Raw genomic sequence first — 23872 nt, 5'->3', positions numbered from 1 at the left:
GTTATTGCTCATTTCGTTGGCGCCACAGATAGGCGCGGCCATCGGGATAGACGGCGACATAGGTCTGAATGCGGAAATCAAGGTCCGCCTCGGGCGTGTTGTCCTGCGCGACAAAGGCGGTAGCGGCCCCGGATGCGATATCCGCCGTCAGGGCACCCGCATCGAAACAGTCAAACCAATCGGGCGGGATCAGCGGGGTTGCGTCGGTCGCTGGGGTCATGCCGTCGAACGTGTCGGGGTCCACGCGGAAACAACCCCGAATTTTCAACGGGGATGTGGGGCTGTCGATGCCCTCATAGCTGGCCACGGGGATCGTGCGGCCCTGTACCTCGATCGAGGACACAAGGCTGACCCGCTCGTAATAGGCGTAAACGGTGGTGTAGTAGAGCACCCCGCCCAAGGTCAGCGCAAAAGCGACAAGCACCACGATCACGATCTGGGCGCGGGTCATGCCGCGTGCCCCCCGGCTTCGGTCAGGACAAACGCGTCGGCGCACATCTTGGCCAATGCGCGCACCCGCCCGATATAGGCCTGCCGTTCGGTGACGGAGATCACGCCGCGCGCGTCAAGGAGGTTAAACACATGGCTTGCCTTGATGCATTGGTCATAGGCCGGGTGGGCCATGATGATGCGTTTGCCGGTTTTGGGGTCGATATGCTCCTGCGCGAGGATCGCTGCGCATTCGGCCTCCGCCTCCTCAAAATGTTTCAAGAGCACATCCGTATTGGCCACGTCGAAATTCCAGCGGGAATATTCCTGCTCCGTCTGGCGGAACACGTCGCCATAGGTGAGCGGAATCGGCGCGTCAGGATCATTGAACGGCATATCCATGACGTGATCGACGCCAAGGATATAGATCGCGAGCCGCTCCAGCCCGTAGGTCAATTCGCCCGACACAGGATGGCAATCGTGGCCGCCGACCTGCTGGAAATAGGTGAATTGGGACACTTCCATGCCGTCGCACCAGACCTCCCAGCCCAGCCCCCATGCGCCCAGCGTTGGGCTTTCCCAATCATCCTCGACAAATCGGATGTCGTGGATTTCCGCATCAATGCCAATCGCCTTGAGCGATCCGAGGTAGAGCTCCTGCAAATTCGGCGGGCTGGGTTTGATCAGCACTTGGTACTGGTAATAATGCTGAAGCCGGTTCGGGTTTTCCCCATAGCGCCCATCGGTGGGGCGGCGCGATGGCTGGACATAGGCCGCGGCCCACGCATTCGTGCCAAGGCTGCGCAGGGTCGTGCCGGGGTGGAAGGTGCCCGCGCCGACCTCCATGTCATAGGGTTGCAAGATCGCGCATCCCTGCCCGGCCCAATAGGACTGCAAACGCAGGATAATCTCCTGAAAACTGCGAGGTTTGGCGGTGTCGGTCATGGCGGGGAACCCTTACGGCTAAAGTCGCGCGGACCATATGCGCGCGGATGGGGAGGGTCAACGACAAGCGACGGCAGTCGATCTGATGTGCGCGGAAACGCCGGCCCACCTTTGCTGACATTCGCACGCTGATACGGAAAGCAACCGCAAGCCGGTCCAGCGGCCGTCTGAGGGGGCCGCAGAAACGGGCAAGCGGACCAGTTTATGGTGCCAAGTCTGCAACGCGCATCGCTAAGATCACCGTCGCAAAGCGGCCGCCTTGGGGCGGACGGCCGCTGGACCGGCGGCTTCGCCTTGATTCCGGTCCTTCTACCGCCCCTTGAACAACCCCCCCATGATGCCCCGCGTGATCGCGCGCCCCAGTTGCGTGCCCGCCGACCGGGCGAGCGATTTGGCGAAGGCGGAGCTGGTGCTGTCCCCGCGCCGCTTGGTCGTTTTGCGGGTGCCATAGGTTTTGGCAGAATAGCGCCGGGCGGTGCTGTATTCGCGGTTGCGCCAGCTTGGTGCCTCCTCATCGGCGCGGTAATCGCGGCCTTGGCCCCGCGCCCATGGGTTTTCGGGGCCGTCTTCGGGCAGGTCTTCTTCGTCGGCTGCGCGCGCGGCATCCTCTGCCCGCTGGCGCAGTATCTCAAAGGCGGACAGCCTGTCGATGGGTGTGTCGTATTTGCCCGCAAGGGGAGAGGCGCCCATGATCGCCGCGCGCTCCTCAGTGCTGAGCGTGCCAAGGCGGGAGGATGGCGGGCGGATCAGCGTGCGCTGTGCAATGCCGGGGATGCCTTTACGCTCCAGAAAACTGGTCACGGCCTCCCCCACGCCGACCTCCTTGATCGCGGTCTCACTATCGAATGCGGGGTTCGGGCGGAAGGTGTCTGCCGCCGCGCGCAGCCCTTTCTGGTCACGCGGCGTGTAAGCGCGCAGCGCGTGCTGCACCCGGTTGCCCAACTGACCGAGGATATCATCCGGCACATCCGCCGGGTTTTGCGTCACGAAATAGACCCCGACCCCTTTCGACCGGATCAGGCGCGCGACCTGTTCGACCTTGTCGATCAGCGCCTTGGGCGCATCATCAAACAAAAGATGCGCCTCATCGAAGAAGAAAACAAATTTCGGTTTTTCAGGGTCACCGACTTCGGGCAGCGTCTCGAACAATTCCGACAGCAGCCAGAGCAGGAAAGTGGCGTAAAGGCGCGGGGATTGCATCAACTCGCTTGCGGCAAGGATGTTGATCCGCCCGCGCCCATCCCCTTCGGTCGCGATCATATCGGCCAGATCAAGCGCGGGTTCCCCGAAAAAGCCCGTTGCACCCTGATTCTCCAAAACCAGCAGCCGCCGCTGGATGGCCCCCACCGACGCGGTGGAGATATTGCCGTAGCGCAGGCTCAAGTCCTTCGCGTTCTCCCCAACCCAGACAAGCAGGGCCTGCAAATCCTTGAGGTCCAGCAACGCCAGCCCATCCTCATCGGCGACACGAAAGGCGATGTTGAGGATGCCTTCCTGCGCTTCGGACAGGTCCAGAAGCCGGGACAACAGCAATGGCCCCATTTCGCTGATCGTCGTGCGCACCGGATGCCCCTGCCGCCCGAAAAGATCCCACAGCACGACCGGAAACGCCTCATAGGTATAGGGGGAAAGACCGATGGTTTCGCAGCGCGCGACCAGCTTGTCATGCAAACGGTGCGTCGCGGAGCCGGGCTGCGCCAGCCCCGCAAGATCGCCCTTCACATCCGACAGGAACACCGGAACACCCGCACGGCTGAAGCCTTCGGCGAGGATCTGAAGGGTGACCGTCTTGCCCGTGCCCGTGGCCCCGGCGATCAGGCCATGCCGGTTTGCGTAGTCGAGCCGCATCTCCTCTGCCACGCCATAATCCGGCCCCGCGCCGCCCACAAAAATCCGCCCTTCGGTCATGCTGCTCTGCCCCTCTTTACCCTAAACCTTGTGTTAACTTTCATCGCGCAGACTGACCCTATTGTCACGCGTTGCTTTCGCGGGATGGTACTCTCCCTGTTGGACTGGCCGCACCGTTCTGGTGCGGCCTTTTTTTGATCAATTGATAAGGAAATGGGCAGTTTTCCTATTATTTGGAAAGTTCCCCAAAACCCTGTTGACGCTGCCGCCAGCTTTTTCTAGCGTCCATTTCGTAGACGGTTCGGCCAGTCTGACAGGGAAGCCAAAAAGGCAGCGAAAGGGTGCTCAGCGGAGCACCCTTTTGTGTTTCTCGACCTATCCCATGCGCAGAGTTGATGCCCCACCGGTTGACAGCCGTTGCAGGGGCTGACACGTCTTAGCGCAACCGAGCATCACAACACAGGTCACCTATGATCCGCTTCTCCCTGATCCCCGCGCTGCTGTTTGCTGGCCTTATGGCTTTGCCGCTATCCGCGCAAACCGGGCCAACCACCGGTTTTGGCCCGCCGCCACCACCGCCCGAGCCTGCGCCCGTCAGCCCCCCGACCGAGGGCAATCTGGAAGATACCGTGCGCGCCGTGAACGGCGATTGGGCGATTGTCTGCGCGGGGGAGAGTGAGTTTTGCACGATGAAGCAGATCGCGCTCAACGCCGACGGTACACCCGCCGCTGAGATCGAGGTCATCCGCCTGCCCCGGGGTGGCCCTGCTGCTGCCGGGATCAACGTGCTGACCCCGCTTGGCGTGCTGTTGACCGAAGGGCTTATCTTTGAGATCGACGATACCGGCACCCGCCGCTACGAATTCCAGTTTTGCTCAAATGATGGCTGTCTCGCGCGGTTTGGCGTGGATCAGGCGTCCGTGGACGCGATGAAGCGGGGCAATCTGGTCAAGCTCGGTGTGCGCGCCATCAACCTGCCGGATCAGGCGGTGTTGGGCGTGTCCCTTGCAGGCTTTACCGCGAGCTTTAACGCGCTGCGCCCGCACGCGCGCTGAGCCTAGATTGCGCGCAGCGCCAGCACCGCGTTCAGCCCGCCAAATGCAAACGCATTGGTCAGTGCCACATTGACCGATGCCTCCCGCGCCTCATTGGGGACCACATCAAGGTCGCAAGCCGGATCAGGCTCTTCATAGTTGATCGTGGGTGCGATCACCCCATCCCGCAACGCCATGATACAGGCCAACAGCTCCACCGCACCAGTGCCGCCGATCAGGTGGCCATGCATGGATTTTGTGCTGGAAATCATCAAGGTATCGGCATGGGCGCCAAACACGTCGCGCACCGCGGCACATTCGGTGCGGTCATTCGCGGCCGTCCCGGTGCCATGCGCGTTGATATAGCCGACCTCATCGCCCGACAGCCCCGCAGATTTCAGCGCGCCCTGCATGGCACGCGCGGCACCATTCTGGCTTGGCATCACGATGTCTTTTGCGTCCGACGACATGGCAAAGCCGATCACTTCCGCGAGGATGTTGGCCCCGCGCGCTTTTGCGTGCTCATATTCCTCGAATACGAACACGGCCGCGCCCTCGCCCTGTACCATGCCGTTGCGGTTTTTGGAGAAGGGGCGGCAGCCGTCTTTTGACATCACGCGCAGCCCTTCCCATGCCTTGATCCCGCCAAAGCAGAGCATCGATTCAGCGCCGCCCGTCAGCATCACCTTCGACAGGCCCGAGCGGATCATCTGAAACGCCTGCCCCATCGCGTGATTGGAGGACGCACAGGCCGTCGCCACGGTAAAGCTTGGGCCACGCAGCCCATGCACCATCGACAGATGGCTCGCGGCGGCGTTGTTCATCAGGCGCGGTACCACAAAGGGATGCACCCGGTTTTTGCCTTCGGCAAACACGGTGCGGTAATTGTCATCGACGGTTTGCAGCCCACCGCCCGAGGTGCCGAGGATCACGCCCGCCTCCAGCGACAGCGCCTCCGAAATCTCGATCCCGGATTGCTGCACGGCCTCATCGGCGGCGATCAGCGCAAATTGGGTGAACGCATCGTAGAGGGCAATTTCCTGCCGGGAAAAGCGATCCTCCGCGCGGTAGCCCTTGATCTGCCCCCCGATCTTGATCGACAGGCGGTCAATGTCGCGAAATTCCATCTCCGCGATGCCGCAGCGCCCGTCGCGCATCGCGGCCATGTTCGCGTCCGCCCCGATGCCAAGCGCGGAAACCGCCCCCTGCCCGGTGATGACGACGCGATGTCCCGCTTGCCCCATCAGCCCTGCTTTTCCGCAACCAGTTTGCGCACGGCGTCAATCATCGAGGCGACATTGGTGATATCGAAGTCCGAGTCGCTTGGATCATTGGCGTTGAACGGCACCTGCACATCGAAGGTTTCTTCGATGGCGAACACAGCCTCAACAAGCCCGAGACTATCAATGCCGAGGCTGTCCAGCGTGGATGTCATCTCCACGTCGGATGGCTCAAGCACCGCTTGCTCCGCCAGAATTGCTTTTACCTTCTCTGCCACTTCATCGGACATGTCAGTCATTCCCCTTTGAGCCGCCAGCCTTAGCCGCTCACATCTTCATTTGGAACCCGTTTTTCAACCGCTGCCAACCGCTCCGATAGCATCGGAACGCGACGGATTGATTTCAATCCGCGCATGAACTGCTCCCGCGGTTGCGCGGGATAGCCCATGACCATCGTCTCCGGTTTGACGTTGTTGGCGATCCCGGCCTGCGCGCCCGCGATCACGTCAGAGCCGACGGTGACGTGATCGGCCACGCCGACTTGCCCCGCCAGGACCACCCGATCCCCGATCACAGCACTGCCCGCGATGCCGACCTGACCGCAAATGAGCGTCGTCTCACCGATCTGCACGTTATGGCCGATATGCACGAGGTTATCGAGCTTTGTGCCATTGCCGATTTTCGTGTCCGACACCGTGCCCCGGTCAATCGCTGCATTCGCCCCGATCTCCACATCGTCGCCAATGCGCACGGCGCCGAGCGAATTGATCCGGGTCCATTCGGGGGCGGCTGTTTCGCCAGTGATCCGGCCTGTGCGCTTCATCTCCTCAACAGCGTTCGGCTCTGGTGTGACGAAGGAAAACCCGTCCGAGCCGATCACACATCCCGGCTGCGCGATGAACCGATCCCCGATTCGCACCCGTGCGCCGATGCGCACGCCCGCATGGATCAGCGCATGCTCCCCGATGATCACGTCTTCCGCGATGCTGACATGGGACAGGATGCGCACCCCCGCCCCGATCCGCACATTTGCGCCGATCGCCACGAAGGGGCCGATCGCAGCGCCGTCGCCAATCTCCGCACTCGGATCAATCACAGCCATCGAATGGATGCCCGGCGCAAGGCCGGGAGGCAGGTCAAACAGCGTGGTGATGCCCGACATCGCATAGCGCGAGCGCCCGACGAGGATTGCGGCTTTCAGGCCAAAGGATTGCCAATCGGCATCGGCCCAAAGAACCGCCGCCTCAGCGCGCGACTGCGCCAGACCAGCGGCGAATTTCGGGTCCATGGCCAACGCCAGATCGCCCGGCCCCGCCGCTGCGGGCTCCCGCGGGCGGGTGACGATCAGATCGGTCTGGCCAACCGCCTGCCCGCCCAATTGAGCGGCAATGTCGGCAATCGAGTGGGACACCAAAGACACCTTCTTTTCCATTTCCCCCGCTCTATACGCCACCGGGCGGGGTTTGGAAAACGCCAATCACACGGTCAAAGGAGGATGACGATGCGTCATCCTTTCACATCGAATAGGGTGACGCCCGCCTGTTCCAGCGCGGAATAGACGGTGGCATCGCGACCATAGACATCCTGACGGAAATTCAACTGGCCATCCGCATCGACCCAAACGGTGCGGTAGCTCAGATGCACCGGCAGGGACCGCTTGAGCGAAATCTCCGTTTCCTCGGCAGTGTCCAGCACGCTCTGGAAATAAGCCTCCGGGTCATCCTCCTGATCTTTTAGCAGAAAATGCGCCAGATCGAGCGGGCGATCGACCCGCACGCAGCCGTGAGAATAATCGCGCACATCGCGGCGGAACAGGCTGCGGGACGGGGTGTCATGCAGATAGATCGCGAATTTATTGGGGAACATGAATTTCACCCGACCAAGCGCGTTATGCGGCCCGGGAGATTGCCGGATCCACCACGGGAAATTGTTCTCGTTATACTGGGACCAGTCCACAAGCGTACTGTCCTCCGGCACCTCGGCAGAGCCGCCGGGCAAAAGACGCATGTTGTTCTCGACCAGATAGGCCGGGTTGCGCTTCAACTCCGGCAGAATTTCCTCCACCGCGATGGAGCGCGGGACGGTCCATGTCGGATTGGCGACCATGAAGGTCATCCGGTCGGAAAATTCGGGCGTGCGGTGCTCTTCGGACTGGCCGATGACGACGCGGCTGGTGAACAGCTCCTCCCCGCCCTCGCGCACGAACATGCGGAAATCTGCGAGGTTCACATAGATATGCTTGCCGCCCAGATCCTTGTTCATCCAGCGCTCCCGCTCCAGATTGACTAGAACCTGACGCATCCGCTGTTCGGCGGTGACGTTCAACGCGGCAAGCGTCGCATTCCCGATAACGCCATCATCATTCAGACCATGCCGCGCCTGAAAGCGGCGCAATGCGGCCTCAAGCTCGATATCATAGAGTTGCGCGCCATTGTCGCCCGTGCTGGCAAGAACCAGACCGGACAAGGGGCGCGCGTGATCGCCCATTGCTGTCAACCGGTCGCGGATCGCCGGAATGCGCGGGTCCGCGTCCCCGGGACGGATTAAATCGCCGGGCGGGATCGTGACAGCGCCCCATCCGCCCCCGCGCACCGTGTCGCGCATCGCGACCAGCAGATTTTGCAAGCGGCGATATTGTTCGGTCTGCGGGGCGAGCGCCTGAATGAATTCCGCCGGATCGCGGGACGACGCGAGGGTGAACAAAAGCTCATCATCGGTCTTTTCCTCGGGGAAGACATAAATCTCCTCATCCAGCGTGTTCGGGATCAGAAGTCCGGTCGTCTTTTTCCGTGCGAATTCGAGATAAGTTTCGGTGAACATCAACTCGGCAGAGGCTGCGGCCTCCCCCTCACCCACCGTTTCAAGGATCGCGGCCATCAGGGTCGTTTTGCGCGACTGGGACGGCAATCCGTGGTCAAACATCTGCCCCATGGACGCGAGAAGCGCCTGCGCCGTTCGCCGGTCAGCCCCTGTCCAGATCGGCTGATAAGCGCGGGCGGCATAGAATGCGCGCACCCCTTCAAATTCCGGGCCAGCGGCGAGGATTGCGGCTTCAAGATGCTGTTCAAACGTAACGGACGCGGCAGGTTGGGAGACGCTCAACCCTGCCGGGGTCGCCGCAAAACCGGGCGCCGGAGCGGCAAAAGTCGCCGCAAAACCGACAAGGGCCACCGAAAAAGATCGGAAAAGACCAGAATTGTTGCCATTTTGCATCACTCAGAAGCCCTCCGCTTATCCGCCGAACAGATACTAGATTTAGGGGGTCACAGGCGAAAGCTAAAGATATTTCAGGCTCTTCCCGGCGAGTTTCCGCCGAGTTGTCACAATTTTGCCGACCACCGGTTGAAAAACAAGAACATTTGCGAACACATTGACGCCCTTCCATCACTCAACACCTGCCATCTGACGGAATTGTTGCGATATTTTTACCACTTGGCCAATGAGTCTTGGTATGCGACGGTCCCAGCAACCGGTGAAAACAGCCGGACCGAGACGGGACATCTGAGGACAGAGTGGGCATATGACGAACAAAACGACGGTAACACGCCGCGCGCTTCTTGGCGGAATGGCTGGATTCGGGGTTGTTTCGGCGGCTCCCAGCTTTGCCAACGCGCCAGCGGTTTTGAGCGGTGCGGGCAATATCCGCCGCATCCGCATGTATAGCCAGCGCACGGGCGAAAAACTGGATTCTGTGTATTGGATCGACGGCCAATATGTGCCGGAAGTGATGGACGAAATCTCCTTCCTGATGCGCGATTGGCGGCAAAACATGGTCATCCCGATGGATCCCGCGTTGATCGACGTGATGGCTGCGGCGCATTCGGTTCTGGAAACCGATGAGCCTTATCAGATGATGTCGGGCTACCGCACGCCCGAGACGAACGCGATGCTGCGCCGGTCCAACCGGGGTGTGGCGCGCAACTCCTATCACACGCGCGGCATGGCGGCCGATTTGCGGCTGCTGGAGCGGTCCTCTTGGGATATGTACCGTGCGGCGGTCAGCCTGAGTGGTGGCGGCGTCGGGCGGTATCGCCGCTCCGGCTTCGTACATTACGATTGCGGGCCGGTGCGCTCCTGGCAAAGCTAAGGGCAAATTCAGGTCCAAAACGAAAAAGGCCGGGGCGATCCCCGGCCTTTGTTGTTTAGGCTGCTACGCCTAGTCGAACAGGCGCAGGATCGGGTTGGCTTCCTGCAACTGATTGCGCAGCGCATCGAGTTCGCGATTGACGCGCTCTTCCGCCTGATCGCGGAGGCGCTGTTCTGCCTCTGCCGCCTCGCGGCGGAGCCGTTCTTCTGCCGCTTGTGCCTCCTGCCGCAACCTGTCCTGTGCGGCCTGCAAGGCGGGCAGAGCCTCCAGATCAGGCGCGAAGGACACGTCGGACCACGGCCCGCGCACAATCACCGGCAACACGATCCCGCTGGCATCAAGGTTACCGCCCTGCCCCTGCAAATCCCCCACGATCCGGGGCGCGAGCCGCATTTGCAACGATTGCCCGCCAAGGTCCACCGTGCCCAACCCGGTCAGCCGCAAAAGTGGCCCCAGCATCGACAATTCGCGCGTATCCATCACGCCATCGGTGATGGTGAAGGCCGCGACAGCACTGGTAAAGTCTGTCCGGTCATTCGCTTCCATCGCCGCACCGGGATTGGTGAAATTCGCGGCAAGCTGGGCGATATTGACCCCCTGAATGGCCCCGTCGGCAAGGTTCAGGCCGATCTGGCCATCAAGGCTGTTCATCAGACTGTCGAGGCTGCTGCCATCGCCCGCCACCTCCACCGTCAGGGCACCATCGGCCAGCAACCGGTCCAGCCCGGCCAGTGCGAGCAGCACCTGCTCAATGCGGATAGAGGCAAGATTGGCGTTGAGCGAGACGGCTTTACTGCCCGCATTGGCGCGCACCTCCGCAGCCATGTTCCCGCCAAAGGCCGCAGCCTCCCTCAGGCGGGCAGTTAGCACGCCATCGGTCAGGTCGATGCTGATGCCGGTGCGGCCAATGTCGATCGTGCCGGCTTTGAGGCCCTCGGCGTCAAGGTCCAGATCGGCATCGGCAAGGCGCAACAACTCCAGCGGAAGCGGATCGGTGCTCCATCCCGCCGGCCCGCCCGGGGTGGACGCACCCCCACCGGAGGCAGGCTGCTCTTCCCCCTCCCCGCCAAGGAACGGGTCAAGGTTGATCCGGTTCGTCGCCAGCGCCCCCCGGATCGCTGGGCGCGCACCGCCCATGGTCACGCCCAGCGACCCGGTCGCGGTCAACTCATCCAGCGCCAGTGTCAGCCCCGTCAGATCGACCCGATTGACACCGGCAAGCTTGAGCGTGCCATCCAAAGCCACGCTTGTCAGCACGCCATCCGGCAAGTCTGGTGCGGTGCCTGCACCCCAAGCGATCAGCGCGCGCGGATCGTCAGACCGGAACGACACTGCCCCATTCGCCGCCGGGGTCGCCGGGTCAGACACGTCCACCGTGCCGCGATAGGACGCATCGGCAAGCCCTTCGACAGCCACGCTCATATCCACCTGAAAGGCCAGCGCGCTCAGCCAATCCGCCGCGCCATCGACGCGACCCGACAGGCGGACGGGCACATCGTCGCGAATGATCTGCGCGGTCAGCGTGCTTTCGAGCCCACTCTCACCCAGCCCCACGGACGCTTCTGCCGACACATCCCGCAGCGCGCCCGCGCTGGCAGGCAGGGGCGGCAGGGCAAGTGCGGTCATGATTGGTGCCAAATCCTCCATCCCTGCGCTCACCGTCACAAGGCCCGAGTGCAATGCCCCTGTCTGAGAAAGAGCCAGCGCGCCGTTCACCGCGATCTGCCCCAGATCGCCCTCGATCCGCGCGGCAATATCGGTCATCTCTCCGTTCAAGAGCGCGCCAATGGCACCGAGCGTGGCGGCAAGCGTGATCTCCTGCCCCTGCCATGTCAGCTCACCCGACACCTCAGCAGGCAGTTCCGGCCCGCTGAACCCGATGCGGGCATTGACGTCATCCATCAGATGCGCCGCTCCCGATGCCGCATCGCGATAGCTGAACACCCCGTCGACGATCTGCGCGTTCACACGGGTGAGCGCAGGGCCGGAGGACGCGCTGGGTTCAGCCTCTGCCGCCGTATCGGATAGGGTGTCCTCGGCGGCGGATCCCGTTGGGGTCAGTTGCCAGTTGGCCCGCCCGTCAGCGTCCCGCTCCAGCGCGATCACCGGGTTGAGAAGCGTCAACTCCTCCACCTCGATCTGCCCGGACAAGAGCGGCAAAAGCGACACGCCCACAGCGGCCCCTTCGGCGGTGACCATATTGGGCGTGTCGGACCAATCGGGATTTGAAATGGTGATCGGACCGGTGCGCACCCCAAGTGTGGGATAAAGCGAGGGGCTGAAGCCTTCGGTCAGGGTGAGCGTGCGCCCCGTCGCCGCCTCAAACCGTTCCGCCGCGATCTGCCCGATCCGGTCCGTGGGCAAGAAGAAAAACAGCCCCACCCCTGCAAGGACGATGAGGGCCACCAGCCCCAAAAACGCACGTAGAAGGAATCGCATGGCGGTCTCTCCCCTTAATACCTACCGCGCTGACCCTGCCAGAGCGTTGGCCCAAGGGGCAAGACCGGATCGCGCTCACATCCCGAGCGCTTCCTTATAGAGTTGCAGCACGGCCTCCTCTTCGGAGATCTCCTGCGGGTCTTTCTTGCGCAGCGCGACGAGTTTGCGCAGGACTTTCACGTCATAGCCCCGGCCCTTTGCCTCCGCCATCACCTCTTTTTGCTGATCGGCGATGTCTTTCTTTTCGGCATCCAGCCGCTCGATCCGCTCGACAAAGGCGCGCAATTCACCTGCGGTGACACGGTATTGCTCCGCCGGGCCGGACTCTTCAGGGATCGCCCCAAGCGCATCTTCGCTCATCATGTACCTCTTATGTCTTTTGCGGAAAGTCGCGCGGACACTATCGACCGACGCACGCCATCACAAGGGCCGCAGGATCATCAGCCACCCGCTTGCCCCCGATTTTTGCGCGTGGCGCGAAGGGCGTCAGATTTTTGCCAATTCCCGCTTGACCCCACCCCAAGGCTTGCCTAAACACCGCCGCAGCAGTCGGGCCCGTAGCTCAGTGGTAGAGCAGTTGACTTTTAATCAATTGGCCGAAGGTTCGAATCCTTCCGGGCTCACCAAAATCTCTTAATGATTTCAGGTAGTTACCGATTGCGCCGGAGCAGTGACCGGACCAACCTCACGAGATTAGGTTTTCGCCAGTTCATTGAACGCGCTTGGCAGGCCTCGTCGTCAACGACAGGCGAGATTCGCCTTTATTGATCGACGACTTCCTCGGTCTGGGTCGTCACGAATCGCCGTTTTTTCCGCATCGAATTGAGACAAGCGCCAAGTGCGGCATGGCGAGCCCATAGGCTGACTGAGGCAATCTTGCGGCGTGCTTACTAACAAGATTTTTAGTGGCACGTACCGCACCGGAACGGCTCATCAATGTGACAGCAAGCCAACGGCACCAGCTATTCGTTAGCGTTGCCCGAGCAATTCATCCGGGAGCGTTTCGAGAAACCGTTCAAAGGGCTTTTGCGATCCTGTCCCACGCGACAGGACCAAGCTGCCATGTAACAACATCACAGCGCGTTCGGCGCGTGTCCGGGCCTGCGCGTCGTCAAACCCTTGCTCCTGAGCGAGGGCGGAAAATGCTTCAATCAGGGCACCAAATATCCGCCTGATCGCTCCGGAAAAAGGGCTGTCATGGTCGCTGGCGGAACTGAGCATATTCAGGATGCACGCCTTTTTTCCACTTGAGTAGAGGTCATCCAGCTTCGCTATCAGTGTTTGAAGCCGCTGCTCGATCGGGGCGTCAGCCTTTAACGGGTCAAACAGGTTGTCCGTCAGCCACCGTTCGGTCGCTGCCAGCACCTCTTGCGCCATCTGCTCTTTCCCACCGGGGAAGCGATGATAGAGGCTGGCCCGTTGCAGGCCAGTTTCTTGCGATAGGACCGTCAGTGTTGCCCCATCAAACCCCGTTTCGCGAAAGACGCGCGATAAAGCCTCAATCAGATCGTCCTCTGCGATCGTTGACTTTCGTCCCAACTACAACTCCTCCAGATCACCAATTCGTTACCGAACGAACGGTAAAATACGATTGCTCGACACCCCGCCTGTCGCTATCAGATAATTGAACGATCGTTCGGAAATAGCAACTCAAAAACGGAAAATACCCATGTCTAAAACTGCTATCGTCATTTACTCAGACCCAAAGGCAAACTCGGAAGAGGCGCTTGGCCGCGTCTTTAACGCCATGTTCTTGGCCTATGAACTCAAGGACAAGGAACAGGAAGTCGCCCTCATCTTTCAAGGCACCGGCGTGCGCTGGGTGAGCGAATTGACCAATCCCGCCCATCCAGCAAATGCACTCTATAACGCAATCTCGGACAAAGTGGCGGGTGCCTGCCTTGGATGCGCCGATGTTTTTGGGGCGACCGAAGATGTGAAATCGACGGGCGTTTCCCTTGTCGGGGACAAAGCCATTCCCGGAACGTCCGGCGTCATCGACCTGTCACGCTACCTTGATGAAGGTTACCGGCTGGTGACCTTCTAACTGCCGCGCATGTCCGTGCATCACCATTTGGGCGGTGCACGGACTCAGATAGACCAAAGGCAAATCTATAATGTTCCACCCTGGTGAATTGGCAGTTCAGGACGCCGCTGGCGTTCGGCATATTGCTGCCGGCCATACAAAGCTCTTGTGGTCGTCGATACCCGCCCGCGTTGTCCCCTTTGTCACGGCGCAATCCTATTGCGTCCTTGGAGGTGTGTCGGCGGATGGCGATGCTTGGGCAGAGTTTCTAGTGGGGACCACAGGTTTTGCGACCGTCACGGAGGATGGAGCGTCCATGACCTTATCCCTTTCCCCCGGCGGGCTGCTCCATCGGCAAATTGACCTGAGTGTCGGACGCCAAATTGGCGTGCTTTTTGTCGACCTTTCGACGCGCAAGCGTCTGCGGGTCAATGGCCATATTGCTGCGCTGTCAGGCCGGGGCCTGACACTGACCGTCGATCAATCCTTTCCCAACTGTCCCAAATATATTCAGTCGAGGCGGCTGACGACGACAGACGGGCTCACCGACCCGCAGATCGTTGAGAAAGGGACGGTCCTTCCCGATTATGCGTCGAACTGGATTGCGGCTGCCGACACATTCTTTGTGGCCAGCACTGCCCCCAATGGAGCAGCAGATGTTTCGCATCGCGGTGGCAAACCCGGATTTGTCCGAACCCAAGGCCAGACACTGCATATTCCTGACTATCACGGAAACTCAATGTTCAGCACGTTGGGAAATTTCCGGCTCAATCCGCGCGCTGGCCTAACCTTTGTCGATTTTGAAACGAGCCGCTTTCTCCAATTGTCGGGAGATGTGGAGCTAAACCTTGATAGCAAAGGTGCGATGCCCGCCGCAGACGACACAGGCCGATCGTGGACGTTTCACGTCAGGCAGTATGTCATGTCCCCGCTGGCACCGGGTATTTCTGCTGAATTTATCAACGCGTCGCCGTTCAATCCCGCGATTGTTGCTGTCTCCACCGAATAACCCAACCGGATCGACGGAAAAATGAACGGGCCCCTTCCCCGGAGCACCCGTGAAAAAGGGTTGTGCCACCGTGTCTGGGTAACCCCATGGCAACGTCCCCGCCCGCCCGTTTTGAGGGGCTGGCGGGGACGCGTAAGACCGCTTGGCTGACTAGACCAAACCGTCCAATGTCAGATCAATATCAAGCAGCAACGATGTTCCCTCATCCGTCAGGTAACGGTCGTAAGTGACACCGTCACGCTCCTCTTGACCCGTGAAAGTCAAATCGAGGCTGGAGCGGACGACGTCGCCCAAATCGCCCATGATCGCAAGCTCATCGGTATCCGATTGCCGTATCTGAGAAAGGGAGGTCAGTTCGATCGTGTTGTGCAGGGCATTGGTGAAATCCATCGTCTCAATGCCAATGACCATCTTGCCATCGAACTCGAACGTGTCATCCGCACCAAAGAAAAGCGCGGTATCCTGTCCGGCACCCCCCTGAATTCGGATGTCGAGCATATCCGCCACGAGGATATCGTCCCCATTGCCAGCCTTCAGTATGTCGGCACCGTCCCCGCCAATTAGAACATCATTGCCATTATCTCCAATAAGGACGTCATCCCCGTCGCCGCCGGACAGGTAATCGTCCTCTTTGCCGCCGCGAAGGGTGTCATTTCCGTCCTCACCATATGCGATGTTGGCATAGATGAGGTCGTCCCCGGCCCCACCATAGGCGGTATCTGTTCCGGCGAAGCCGCGCAGCGTGTCATTGCCAGCCCCACCATACATGATGTCATCGCCCGCGCCGCCGTTGACGATATCGTCACCATCACCCATCTGGAAAACGTCGTCGCCGTCCAGACCCTTGGCAATGTCGTCACCATCGGTTCCGACGATCAGATCCGCATCAGAGGTGCCACCTTGGATCGCGCCACCGGGCGCGAGATCAATGCGGTTTTCTGGAAGTGGCTCCTCCGATGGTGCGGGCGCTTCGGGCATGGGGGTTGGCGCTTCGGGCGCCGGTGCTGGCTCGTCGGGCACTGGCGGCATCCCGTTTTCATCAAGTGCTTGGTTTGACAGGGTTACATTGCGGATCAGACCCTCAAAATTATCTTTGAAGCTGTAGCCCAGTTGCATGCCCCAGCTTTCTCGGGCGTCCGTGAATCCTTCCATGAAGGCGCTGCCAATAGTCTGACCATCCAGAAAGAAAACCGCCTCCTCAAGATGCGCGTTGTAGCTGACCGACAGATCGTGCCAGTCGGTATCCGAAATGGCCGTATCTGAGACCATCTCGAAATGCTGTTCATCGGCATTCCAGAAATCGAAGGTCAGGAAGCCAGCATCGTCGATTTGCAGACGCATGGAACTGATCCACATCATCAGATAGCCGCCACCGTCATGCGCCATGTCGCGTTTCAGATCGAGCGAGAAGGTGAATTGATCGTGGCTGTAGAGTTGGCTCGCAGCCCGATCAAGGGTCAGCGTGGATGCGTTAGACAATTGATAGGCAAGGCTTCCGTCATCCAGCGTGACGATCGCGTCAGCGGCACCATCGCCACTGAGTGCCACATTGTAACTCGACGTGTCGATGACACCATCCGCAGCAAGGCCAAGCTCGAACAAGACGGGATTATCGACAACGGCCTTCATCTCGTTGATGGAGACGGCACCATCTTCGCCCGTGACGGTCAGGGTCACCTTATAGTCGCCATGCGATGCATACCGATGCTCAACCAGCGGGCCCGTGGCTTGGGTGCCATCCCCGAAATCCCACAGATAGGTCGCACGCGCGCCGGTAAAGCCCTGCGCATCCGCCGTCAGGCTGGCATCGAAGACAAAATAGTTATCATCGCCCAGATATTCGCCCGAAGCCTGACGTGCAATGGCCGTAAGCGCCTCAGGCGTCTCGTTGAACTGGGTCATGGCCGCGCCGACCCCCATGCCATCCGCAGCCGATCCGGGGATCAACTGTAGGTCGGCAACGCTGGAATATTTGCCAGAAAGGGCATCAATGAACAGATCACCGACATAGTTTTCGCCGTTCGGGTCCGTGTTCTGGATCATCAGGTTATTGCTGATGTTGAAGCCCAGATCGCGCATGGCATCCTCGTTGGCGATGCGCGGCACGATGTTGTTTTCGATCGTGACGTTTTCTGACGTCAACGCGACCGTAATCGCAGGGACGGTCACTGTGCCGTCCGCGTGATCAATATTCTGGATATAGGTGTTGTTTTTGATCGTGATGTCGAAACCCTCACCGATCCGGGTGCCATGGGCTTGCGCGTTATAGATCAAGTTATCTTCGATCAGAATATTGCGGTAGAACATCTCCTCACCAGCCTGACCGCTATCGACCAACTCGTTTCGCATCAAAATTGATTGCGACGGATCGCCATCGGACACATGCAGCAGGTTGTCGCGGATAATGATGTTTTCCGACGGTTCCGTCGTGCTGCTTGTCCAGAACTGGATCAGATCGGCGTGATCGCCCTTGGCCACGGCATCCTCATGGCGCCATGGGGTCATGTCACGGATTTCGTTCCCTTCGATGAGCACATTCTTGACTTGCGCAAAATCCGCGCCATCCGACCGCAGCCCGTGGATATAATTGTCGGAGAAATTGATATCGTCGGTGTCTGAGAAAACGACACCGCGATAAAAGTTGGTGACTTCATTACCAATAAACGAAATGTCGCTGGCACCATTGGCGGAGAAGGCAATGCCTGTGGCCATACCGGCGACGTTTCCGCCATGTGCATACACATCTTCCGGGTCGTTCGGATCGCCGCCCAGATCGTCGGGCACGGGCTGACCGACGAATAGCGAGTTCTCAACGGTGATGTTGGACGCGTCGCGATCTGCCAGAGACCAGCCATGGATGTCAAAAACCCGCGTTGTCGTGCCATCGCCCTCTTGTGGCGTGAATTCAAACTTCAGATCGGCAAAATGCATGTTTTGCCCACCCGCAATTTCGACGCTGTTAAACACAGCCGGATCTTCGGGGTTCAAAGATTTGATTGTGACGGTGCTATCGTAAACACCTTCGGAATTTTTGAGGCTTTTAGGAGAAATTTGCAGGTCACCATAATACCCGCTCGCCAGCAAAATCGTCTCACCACCGGTTGCAGTGTCCAACGCGGCTGTTAGCTCAGCTTGGGTTGAGACAATGATCTGCTTTGTAATACTCATTAGAGGTCTTCCTTCATATTTTTTGGCCGGATGCGCATCCGACCCTTCATGCTGCACGGCGGTGCCGTTTCTTACGATTCACGGTCAGTCTCTCTCCGAATCCAGTCACAGATCGGTGCCAGCGCCGTCACAGCGCCAGATCCGTCAAAAACACACTCATAAGGAGAAAAGCGCGAATGTAAGGCTCAGAAATCAACATCAATTCAACAGTCATTCAAGAGCGGCAGGGATGGTTCACTGGTCACATTTTCGAGATTAATCGCATAAAAACCATATGGTTATCCGCGCGCCTCAAATCGAAGCTTCTCGATAAGGGTTCAAATGGTCCACCACCTAAAGTTGTATGGCCAGCATGCATTGCTGCATGACCCAGCAGTGGATTTTCGCTGTAGAAACTCGATTTTGATGATTTGACGCCACGCCGGAGGGTGGTGTGAGGCCGTGCTACACACTCCGCCCACAAACACCGCTTATTGCCCCTCGGGCGGCAAAACTGACCGCGCATCCGATTTGAATCACGGCAGGATAGAATGACGGTTTGACCCGATTACGCCACGATCTGCCAAATGCCGAAAAACATCAAAAGCCCACCCATATTCGCCCATGCGTGCCAGATGGCATAGCGGTAGGGCAGTGCTTTTCGCACATAGATCGCGGTGCCGATGAGATAGGACACGGACCCCGAGAGGATGAACCAGACCGTCGCTTGCGGCACATCCTCCAGATCGGGAATCGCCAAAAGCCCCAATCCCCCGATCAGCAGATAAGAGGCCGTGGACCAGCGCGATTTCACCGCCACATCCGTCAGCTTCTTCCATATCGCGAGACCGGTCAGCAGCCAGCACAGAACCAGCAGGGTCAGGGTCCATGTCGTACCGGCGTGAACGAAAAACGGGGTGAAGGTCGCCACGATGCTGGGATAGATCGCCGCGTGATCAATCCGGCGCAACAGCACACGCCTGTCATGCCATGGCAGGAAATGATAAGCCCATGAGGCAAGGTTTGAGGCAAGGGCCGCGGCGGCATAGACCACAATCGCCGCCAGCATCGCCGCATCGCCCCCGGCGGCTTTGCCGATCAGGATAGTGCTCACGCCCAGCACGAGCATGAGACCCACCGCATGCACAAGCATATCGGCGCGCCGATGCCGGGGATGGGCGCTGGGATAGGTTTCCAGAGTCATGTCGCACATCCTTCCTGCGGGCGGCTGCCATGGATGCAGCCTAAAACAAAAACACCCCGAGCCAACAGGCTCAGGGTGTGTTTTGGTGCGGTCGAGAAGACTCGAACTTCCACGGGAGTTACCCCACAGCGACCTCAACGCTGCGCGTCTACCAATTCCGCCACGACCGCGATGCGAATGATGTCTCTCATTCGCGAGGTGGGGAGCGTATAGCCCCGCCTTTCGCGGTTGTGAAGCCCCCCCGATGCGGAATATTGAGGGTCAGCAAAACTTTTTTCGTGAGGGCCCGCCCGATGGTGGAATGGACCTATTCAGACGGGCTTGTCCCCTATCCCGACGCGCTGGCGCAGATGGAAGCGCAGGTCGCCGAGATTCGCGCCGGCACAGCGCCTGAGCGGATTTGGCTTTTGGAACATCCCCCCCTCTACACCGCCGGGACGAGCGCAAATCGTGACGATCTGCTGGAGCCGGACCGCTTCCCTGTCTACGAGGCGCGGCGGGGTGGCGAATACACCTATCATGGCCCGGGGCAGCGCGTGGTCTATGTCATGGTCGATCTGGATAAGCGGGGCCGCGATGTGCGCTGCTTTGTCCGTGATCTGGAGAAATGGGTGATCGAAACACTGGCGGAGTTCAACCTGTCGGGAGAAATCCGGCCGGGGCGCGTTGGCGTCTGGCTTCCCCGCCCGGACAAACCCGCCCTGCCCGACGGCACCCCGCGAGAGGATAAGATCGCAGCGATTGGCCTGAGGGTGCGCAAATGGGTCAGCTTTCACGGTATCTCCATCAATGTGGAGCCGGACCTGAGCCATTTTGAGGGGATCGTGCCGTGCGGCATTCAGGGGCATGGAGTCACGAGCCTTGTCGATCTGGGGCTGCCAGTGACGATGGACGATGTGGACGCGGCGTTGCGCAAAACCTGCCCGTTTACCTGATTGCGGGTGGCTCCACCCCCTGCCTGCGCGCACCGCGATGTGGAAATTCAAGGGCCTGCGGCAATTCACACCCCGCTTTCGCCCAATTAGGCGTTGAGCATTAGTATGCGAAACGCTACGACCAAACTCGATTATGCATACATCGGCACACTTCCGACTCGGAAGGCTGATGAAACGTGTGGGGAGACACTCTATGGCTGACGCAACGCTTCACGCCGACGCTGGACATGACAAGCCGGGCTTTTTCACCCGGTGGTTCATGTCCACCAATCACAAAGACATCGGTATTCTGTACCTGATCGTATCGGGCCTGTTGGGCTTTATTTCGGTCGCGTTCACCGTGTACATGCGCATGGAGCTCATGGAGCCCGGTGTGCAGTTCATGTGTTTGGATGAAAGCGGACAGTCCGCTGCACGGTTCATATCCGGCATTGGGGCAGAAAATTGTAATCCGAACGGACACTTGTGGAACGTGATGATCACGGCCCACGGCATCCTGATGATGTTCTTTGTGGTTATTCCGGCGCTGTTTGGCGGCTTCGGCAACTATTTCATGCCGCTGATGATCGGCGCGCCGGATATGGCATTCCCACGGATGAACAACCTGTCTTTCTGGCTGTTCGTGGCGGGGTCTTCCCTTGCGGTGGCGTCTGTTGTGGCACCGGGCGGGAACGGGCAGCTTGGCTCCGGCATCGGCTGGGTGCTCTATGCGCCGCTTTCCACCACGGAAGCCGGAATTTCGACCGACCTTGCGATTTTCGCGGTGCACCTGTCGGGTGCCTCCTCGATCCTTGGGGCGATCAACATCATCACCACATTCCTGAACATGCGTGCCCCCGGCATGACCATGTTCAAGGTGCCGCTGTTTGCGTGGTCCATCCTTGTGACCGCTCTCTTGATCCTTCTGGCGCTGCCGGTGCTTGCGGGTGCGATCACCATGCTGCTGACCGACCGGAACTTCGGCACGGCATTCTTTGACGCATCCAACGGCGGTGATCCGGTCCTGTATCAGCACCTCCTGTGGTTCTTTGGCCATCCGGAAGTGTATATCGTGATCCTGCCGGGCTTCGGCATCATCAGCCACGTCATCGCGACCTTCTCCAAGAAGCCGATCTTTGGCTACATGCCGATGGTTCTGGCGATGATCGCGATTGGTGTTCTGGGCTTCGTCGTTTGGGCGCACCACATGTATACCGTGGGCATGTCCATCACCCAGCAGTCCTATTTCATGCTGGCCACGATGGTCATCGCGGTCCCGACCGGGGTTAAGATCTTCTCTTGGATCGCGACGATGTGGGGCGGCTCCGTTGAGTTCAAGGTGCCGATGCTCTGGGCGATTGGCTTCCTGTTCCTCTTCACCGTGGGTGGTGTGACCGGTGTTGTCCTGTCTCAGGCACCTGTGGACCGTGTGTATCACGACACGTACTATGTGGTCGCGCACTTCCATTATGTGATGAGCCTTGGTGCCGTGTTCTGTATCTTTGCCGGTGTCTATTACTGGTTCACCAAGATGACGGGCCGCGAGTATTCCGAGTTCTGGGGCAAGGTCCATTTCTGGATGATGTTCATCGGGGCGAACCTCACCTTCTTCCCGCAGCACTTCCTTGGCCGTCAGGGTATGCCGCGCCGCTATATCGATTACCCGGAGCAGTTCGCCTACTGGAACTACATCTCCTCAATCGGTGCGTTCATCGCCTTCGCGTCCTTCCTGCTGTTCCTCGGCATCATCGGGTATGCGCTGCTGCGCGGCCGCAAGGTCGAAGAGCCGATGTATTGGGGCGAAGGCACCGATCCCACCCTTGAGTGGACCCTGCCGAACCCGCCGCCGGAGCACACGTTTGAGACGCTCCCGACGCAGGATATGTGGGACAAGCAACCGGGGCATTGATGAGCGACCCTGCTGACAAAAACGGAAAGGCCGGGGATCCCTCCCCGGCCTTTGCTGTTGAGGATGATCCCTATGCACGGGCCGATGCACCATCCTATCGGCTCACGCTGCAACCGCACCGGTCGCTGAGCAAGGAGGGCGTCACCTGGCTGATGTTTCTGGTGACGATGGGGTTCGTGTTCTCCCTCATCCCGTTTCTAGGAACACCAGTGGGCTGGGGATTGCTGCCCTTTTTCTGCGGAACGCTGTGGCTCCTATGGGCCGGTCTGATGCGCAATTACCGCGATGCCGACCTGCGCGAAGTGCTGTCGATCTGGCCCGATCTCATCACTGTGATCCGGACCGAGCCAAACGGAGAGATTAAGCGTTGGCACGCCAATCCCTATTGGGTAGACGTCGCGCTGGAAGACACGCCAAAGATCGAGAAATACCTGACGCTCAAGGGAAATGGGCGGCGGATCGAACTTGGGGCTTTCCTCACGCCAGAAGCAAGGGCCAGCCTCTATGACGATATCACTCGCGCACTCCGCTCAGCCTGACATCCCATCGGGTCGCATCGCGGCGCTGGTCTATTTCTGGATCAATGGCGCGATGTTTGGCACTTGGGCCAGCCGCATTCCCGCGATCAAGGCCCGGTTTGACCTGACCGAAGCAATGCTGGGCCTGATCCTTTTGTACATGGCCGTGGGCGCGGTCGCGGCGTTTTTCGTGACCGGGCGACTGTCGGACACCAAAGGAGCCTCGCGCGTGACGGCCATTGCCGGGATCGGGATGGCTGCCACCCTGCCCCTGATGGCGTGGATGCCAAGCCCTGTCCTTCTCGGCGTTGCATTGTTCCTTTTTGGCGCGCTTGGCGGATCGCTTGATCTGGCGATGAACGCCTATGGCGCGGAGGTCGAGGCCAGGCGTGGACGCTCGACCATGTCGATGCTGCATGGGTTCTGGAGCGTGGGGTTTGGCATGGCCGCAGGCATTGGTGCATTGGCCATCGCGCTGGATCTGACGCCGGAGCACCATTTCGCACTGATGTGTGGCGTGGGCCTTTGCGCGGCGGTGTTCGCGCAGGCACGGCTCGTCCCGTCCCTGCCGCAGCCCCGCGCGGTGGGGGCGCAATTTGTCTGGCCGACCGGCCCCGTACTGGCGGTCGGGCTTTTTGCCGGGTTCGCCTTCGTGGCCGAAGGTTCGCTTCTGGATTGGGTCGCGGTGTTTCTGATCGAAACCCATTTGGCCACACCCGAGCGTGGGGCGCTGGCACTGGCCCTCTTTTCGGTAGTGATGGTGGTCATGCGACTGAGCGGCGATCACCTGATCACGCGGGTTGGTCCGCGGCGGGCCCTGATGCTGTCCACCCTGCTTGCGGGCCTTGGCATGGCCGGTGTTGGCCTGTCGCCCGTCTGGTGGAGCGTGTTTGCCGCGATCGTACCACTTGCCGCCGGACTGGCCCTGATCGCGCCCTTGGCCTTTTCCCGCGCGGGTCGCGCGCCGGAGGCGGGCCGCGCGGTCGCCGCCGTCGCCATTTGCGGCTATGGCGGGCTGCTGTTCGGCCCGGTCATCATGGGCTTTCTGGGGGAGATCGCGGGGCTTGGCACGGCATTTGTCGCTCTTGCCGCCCTTACGCTGCCGCTGATTGCCCTTGTGCGGCGCGCAACCTCCTGAGCCGC

General features: G+C 60.0%; 20 protein-coding genes and 2 tRNA genes. 9 read left to right on the top strand and 13 right to left on the bottom strand.

Annotated features, from left to right (window positions below; all coding sequences use genetic code 11):
- Position 1 precedes the first annotated feature (1 nt).
- The 3 genes from FHS89_RS11495 to FHS89_RS11485 all read right to left on the bottom strand — a co-directional run bounded on the left by FHS89_RS11495 (position 2) and on the right by FHS89_RS11485 (position 3282).
- Positions 2-451 carry a DUF6446 family protein gene (locus FHS89_RS11495; protein WP_184011737.1) on the bottom strand — a complete coding sequence of 150 codons (450 nt, stop codon included), beginning with the start codon at positions 449-451 and terminating at the stop codon, positions 2-4.
- On the bottom strand, positions 448-1374 hold the full coding sequence (locus FHS89_RS11490) for a glycine--tRNA ligase subunit alpha (protein ID WP_184011735.1): 927 nt from the start codon (positions 1372-1374) through the stop codon (positions 448-450). Before FHS89_RS11490 ends, FHS89_RS11495 begins: the two co-directional genes overlap by 4 nt.
- 309 nt (positions 1375-1683) lie before the next feature.
- Positions 1684-3282 carry a helicase HerA-like domain-containing protein gene (locus tag FHS89_RS11485; RefSeq protein ID WP_184011733.1) on the bottom strand — a complete coding sequence of 533 codons (1599 nt, stop codon included), beginning with the start codon at positions 3280-3282 and terminating at the stop codon, positions 1684-1686.
- Between the two features lie 410 nt (positions 3283-3692).
- Between FHS89_RS11485 and FHS89_RS11480 the strand changes: the two genes are divergently transcribed.
- Positions 3693-4277, top strand: coding sequence for an invasion associated locus B family protein (locus tag FHS89_RS11480; RefSeq protein WP_184011731.1), 585 nt, complete (start codon positions 3693-3695; stop codon positions 4275-4277).
- A 2-nt stretch (positions 4278-4279) separates the two neighbouring features.
- Here FHS89_RS11480 and FHS89_RS11475 read toward each other — a convergent pair whose 3' ends face one another.
- From FHS89_RS11475 to FHS89_RS11460, 4 genes are all read right to left on the bottom strand, one after another.
- On the bottom strand, positions 4280-5500 hold the full coding sequence (locus FHS89_RS11475; RefSeq protein WP_184011729.1) for a beta-ketoacyl-[acyl-carrier-protein] synthase family protein: 1221 nt from the start codon (positions 5498-5500) through the stop codon (positions 4280-4282).
- Positions 5500-5766, bottom strand: a complete 267-nt coding sequence (locus FHS89_RS11470; protein WP_184011831.1) for an acyl carrier protein — start codon at positions 5764-5766, stop codon at positions 5500-5502. Before FHS89_RS11470 ends, FHS89_RS11475 begins: the two co-directional genes overlap by 1 nt.
- A gap of 29 nt (positions 5767-5795) precedes the next feature.
- Positions 5796-6887 carry a UDP-3-O-(3-hydroxymyristoyl)glucosamine N-acyltransferase gene (lpxD, locus tag FHS89_RS11465; protein ID WP_184011829.1) on the bottom strand — a complete coding sequence of 364 codons (1092 nt, stop codon included), beginning with the start codon at positions 6885-6887 and terminating at the stop codon, positions 5796-5798.
- Positions 6888-6982: 95 nt separating this feature from the next.
- A complete protein-coding gene (locus FHS89_RS11460; RefSeq protein WP_184011727.1) occupies positions 6983-8647 on the bottom strand; it encodes a L,D-transpeptidase family protein in 1665 nt (554 codons plus the stop codon).
- Positions 8648-8996: 349 nt separating this feature from the next.
- Here FHS89_RS11460 and mepK point away from each other — a divergent pair, with 349 nt between their 5' ends.
- Complete coding sequence (gene mepK / locus FHS89_RS11455) at positions 8997-9563, top strand: peptidoglycan L,D-endopeptidase MepK (RefSeq protein WP_184011719.1); 567 nt, start codon at positions 8997-8999, stop codon at positions 9561-9563.
- Positions 9564-9632: 69 nt separating this feature from the next.
- On the opposite strand, the gene FHS89_RS11450 is transcribed toward mepK, so the two are convergent.
- Positions 9633-12002: an AsmA family protein gene (locus tag FHS89_RS11450; protein WP_184011717.1), complete on the bottom strand. Its 2370-nt coding sequence runs from the start codon at positions 12000-12002 to the stop codon at positions 9633-9635.
- A 75-nt stretch (positions 12003-12077) separates the two neighbouring features.
- A complete protein-coding gene (locus FHS89_RS11445; protein ID WP_184011715.1) occupies positions 12078-12362 on the bottom strand; it encodes a DUF2312 domain-containing protein in 285 nt (94 codons plus the stop codon).
- 191 nt (positions 12363-12553) lie between these two features.
- On the opposite strand from FHS89_RS11445, the gene FHS89_RS11440 reads away from it, so the two are divergent.
- Positions 12554-12628: transfer RNA gene (locus FHS89_RS11440), tRNA-Lys, on the top strand.
- 343 nt (positions 12629-12971) lie between these two features.
- Here FHS89_RS11440 and FHS89_RS11435 read toward each other — a convergent pair.
- Positions 12972-13541, bottom strand: a complete 570-nt coding sequence (locus FHS89_RS11435; protein ID WP_184011713.1) for a TetR/AcrR family transcriptional regulator — start codon at positions 13539-13541, stop codon at positions 12972-12974.
- A 130-nt stretch (positions 13542-13671) separates the two neighbouring features.
- Here FHS89_RS11435 and FHS89_RS11430 point away from each other — a divergent pair, with 130 nt between their 5' ends.
- Both FHS89_RS11430 and FHS89_RS11425 read left to right on the top strand, forming a co-directional pair.
- On the top strand, positions 13672-14049 hold the full coding sequence (locus FHS89_RS11430) for a DsrE family protein (RefSeq protein ID WP_184011711.1): 378 nt from the start codon (positions 13672-13674) through the stop codon (positions 14047-14049).
- Positions 14050-14119: 70 nt separating this feature from the next.
- Entirely contained in the window at positions 14120-15037 is a 918-nt protein-coding gene (locus tag FHS89_RS11425; protein WP_184011709.1) for a pyridoxamine 5'-phosphate oxidase family protein, read from the top strand.
- Between the two features lie 150 nt (positions 15038-15187).
- On the opposite strand, the gene FHS89_RS11420 is transcribed toward FHS89_RS11425, so the two are convergent.
- From FHS89_RS11420 to FHS89_RS11410, 3 genes are all read right to left on the bottom strand, one after another.
- Positions 15188-18205 carry a PKD domain-containing protein gene (locus FHS89_RS11420; protein ID WP_184011707.1) on the bottom strand — a complete coding sequence of 1006 codons (3018 nt, stop codon included), beginning with the start codon at positions 18203-18205 and terminating at the stop codon, positions 15188-15190.
- Positions 18206-18752: 547 nt separating this feature from the next.
- Positions 18753-19388: a PAQR family membrane homeostasis protein TrhA gene (gene trhA / locus FHS89_RS11415; protein ID WP_184011705.1), complete on the bottom strand. Its 636-nt coding sequence runs from the start codon at positions 19386-19388 to the stop codon at positions 18753-18755.
- Between the two features lie 83 nt (positions 19389-19471).
- Positions 19472-19558: transfer RNA gene (locus tag FHS89_RS11410), tRNA-Leu, on the bottom strand.
- 123 nt (positions 19559-19681) lie between these two features.
- Between FHS89_RS11410 and lipB the strand changes: the two genes are divergently transcribed.
- The 4 genes from lipB (at position 19682) to FHS89_RS11390 (ending at position 23867) form a co-directional block, all read left to right on the top strand.
- On the top strand, positions 19682-20323 hold the full coding sequence (gene lipB / locus FHS89_RS11405) for a lipoyl(octanoyl) transferase LipB (protein WP_184011827.1): 642 nt from the start codon (positions 19682-19684) through the stop codon (positions 20321-20323).
- Positions 20324-20516: 193 nt separating this feature from the next.
- Positions 20517-22211 carry a cytochrome c oxidase subunit I gene (gene ctaD, locus FHS89_RS11400; protein WP_184011703.1) on the top strand — a complete coding sequence of 565 codons (1695 nt, stop codon included), beginning with the start codon at positions 20517-20519 and terminating at the stop codon, positions 22209-22211.
- A complete protein-coding gene (locus FHS89_RS11395) occupies positions 22211-22750 on the top strand; it encodes a DUF2244 domain-containing protein (RefSeq protein WP_184011701.1) in 540 nt (179 codons plus the stop codon). The genes ctaD and FHS89_RS11395 overlap by 1 nt, the downstream gene beginning before the upstream one ends.
- Positions 22716-23867 carry an MFS transporter gene (locus FHS89_RS11390; protein WP_184011699.1) on the top strand — a complete coding sequence of 384 codons (1152 nt, stop codon included), beginning with the start codon at positions 22716-22718 and terminating at the stop codon, positions 23865-23867. Before FHS89_RS11395 ends, FHS89_RS11390 begins: the two co-directional genes overlap by 35 nt.
- Positions 23868-23872 lie beyond the last annotated feature (5 nt).

The organism is Rubricella aquisinus (assembly GCF_014199445.1).
Lineage (GTDB): Bacteria > Pseudomonadota > Alphaproteobacteria > Rhodobacterales > Rhodobacteraceae > Rubricella > Rubricella aquisinus.
Note: the sequence above shows the minus strand (reverse complement) of the source record. Positions and strands in the feature narration are given on the sequence as shown.

What these genes read in the sequence shown, in the direction of transcription:
- FHS89_RS11420 (WP_184011707.1), bottom strand. Translation starts at nt 18,205, where the DNA reads ATGAGTATTACAAAGCAGATCATTGTCTCAACCCAAGCTGAGCTAACA.
- FHS89_RS11430 (WP_184011711.1), top strand. Translation starts at nt 13,672, where the DNA reads ATGTCTAAAACTGCTATCGTCATTTACTCAGACCCAAAGGCAAACTCG.
- FHS89_RS11470 (WP_184011831.1), bottom strand. Translation starts at nt 5,766, where the DNA reads ATGTCCGATGAAGTGGCAGAGAAGGTAAAAGCAATTCTGGCGGAGCAA.
- ctaD (WP_184011703.1), top strand. Translation starts at nt 20,517, where the DNA reads ATGGCTGACGCAACGCTTCACGCCGACGCTGGACATGACAAGCCGGGC.
- lipB (WP_184011827.1), top strand. Translation starts at nt 19,682, where the DNA reads ATGGTGGAATGGACCTATTCAGACGGGCTTGTCCCCTATCCCGACGCG.
- FHS89_RS11390 (WP_184011699.1), top strand. Translation starts at nt 22,716, where the DNA reads ATGACGATATCACTCGCGCACTCCGCTCAGCCTGACATCCCATCGGGT.
- FHS89_RS11445 (WP_184011715.1), bottom strand. Translation starts at nt 12,362, where the DNA reads ATGAGCGAAGATGCGCTTGGGGCGATCCCTGAAGAGTCCGGCCCGGCG.
- FHS89_RS11395 (WP_184011701.1), top strand. Translation starts at nt 22,211, where the DNA reads ATGAGCGACCCTGCTGACAAAAACGGAAAGGCCGGGGATCCCTCCCCG.
- FHS89_RS11480 (WP_184011731.1), top strand. Translation starts at nt 3,693, where the DNA reads ATGATCCGCTTCTCCCTGATCCCCGCGCTGCTGTTTGCTGGCCTTATG.
- FHS89_RS11450 (WP_184011717.1), bottom strand. Translation starts at nt 12,002, where the DNA reads ATGCGATTCCTTCTACGTGCGTTTTTGGGGCTGGTGGCCCTCATCGTC.
- FHS89_RS11485 (WP_184011733.1), bottom strand. Translation starts at nt 3,282, where the DNA reads ATGACCGAAGGGCGGATTTTTGTGGGCGGCGCGGGGCCGGATTATGGC.
- FHS89_RS11425 (WP_184011709.1), top strand. Translation starts at nt 14,120, where the DNA reads ATGTTCCACCCTGGTGAATTGGCAGTTCAGGACGCCGCTGGCGTTCGG.
- FHS89_RS11475 (WP_184011729.1), bottom strand. Translation starts at nt 5,500, where the DNA reads ATGGGGCAAGCGGGACATCGCGTCGTCATCACCGGGCAGGGGGCGGTT.
- mepK (WP_184011719.1), top strand. Translation starts at nt 8,997, where the DNA reads ATGACGAACAAAACGACGGTAACACGCCGCGCGCTTCTTGGCGGAATG.
- FHS89_RS11495 (WP_184011737.1), bottom strand. Translation starts at nt 451, where the DNA reads ATGACCCGCGCCCAGATCGTGATCGTGGTGCTTGTCGCTTTTGCGCTG.
- FHS89_RS11490 (WP_184011735.1), bottom strand. Translation starts at nt 1,374, where the DNA reads ATGACCGACACCGCCAAACCTCGCAGTTTTCAGGAGATTATCCTGCGT.
- trhA (WP_184011705.1), bottom strand. Translation starts at nt 19,388, where the DNA reads ATGACTCTGGAAACCTATCCCAGCGCCCATCCCCGGCATCGGCGCGCC.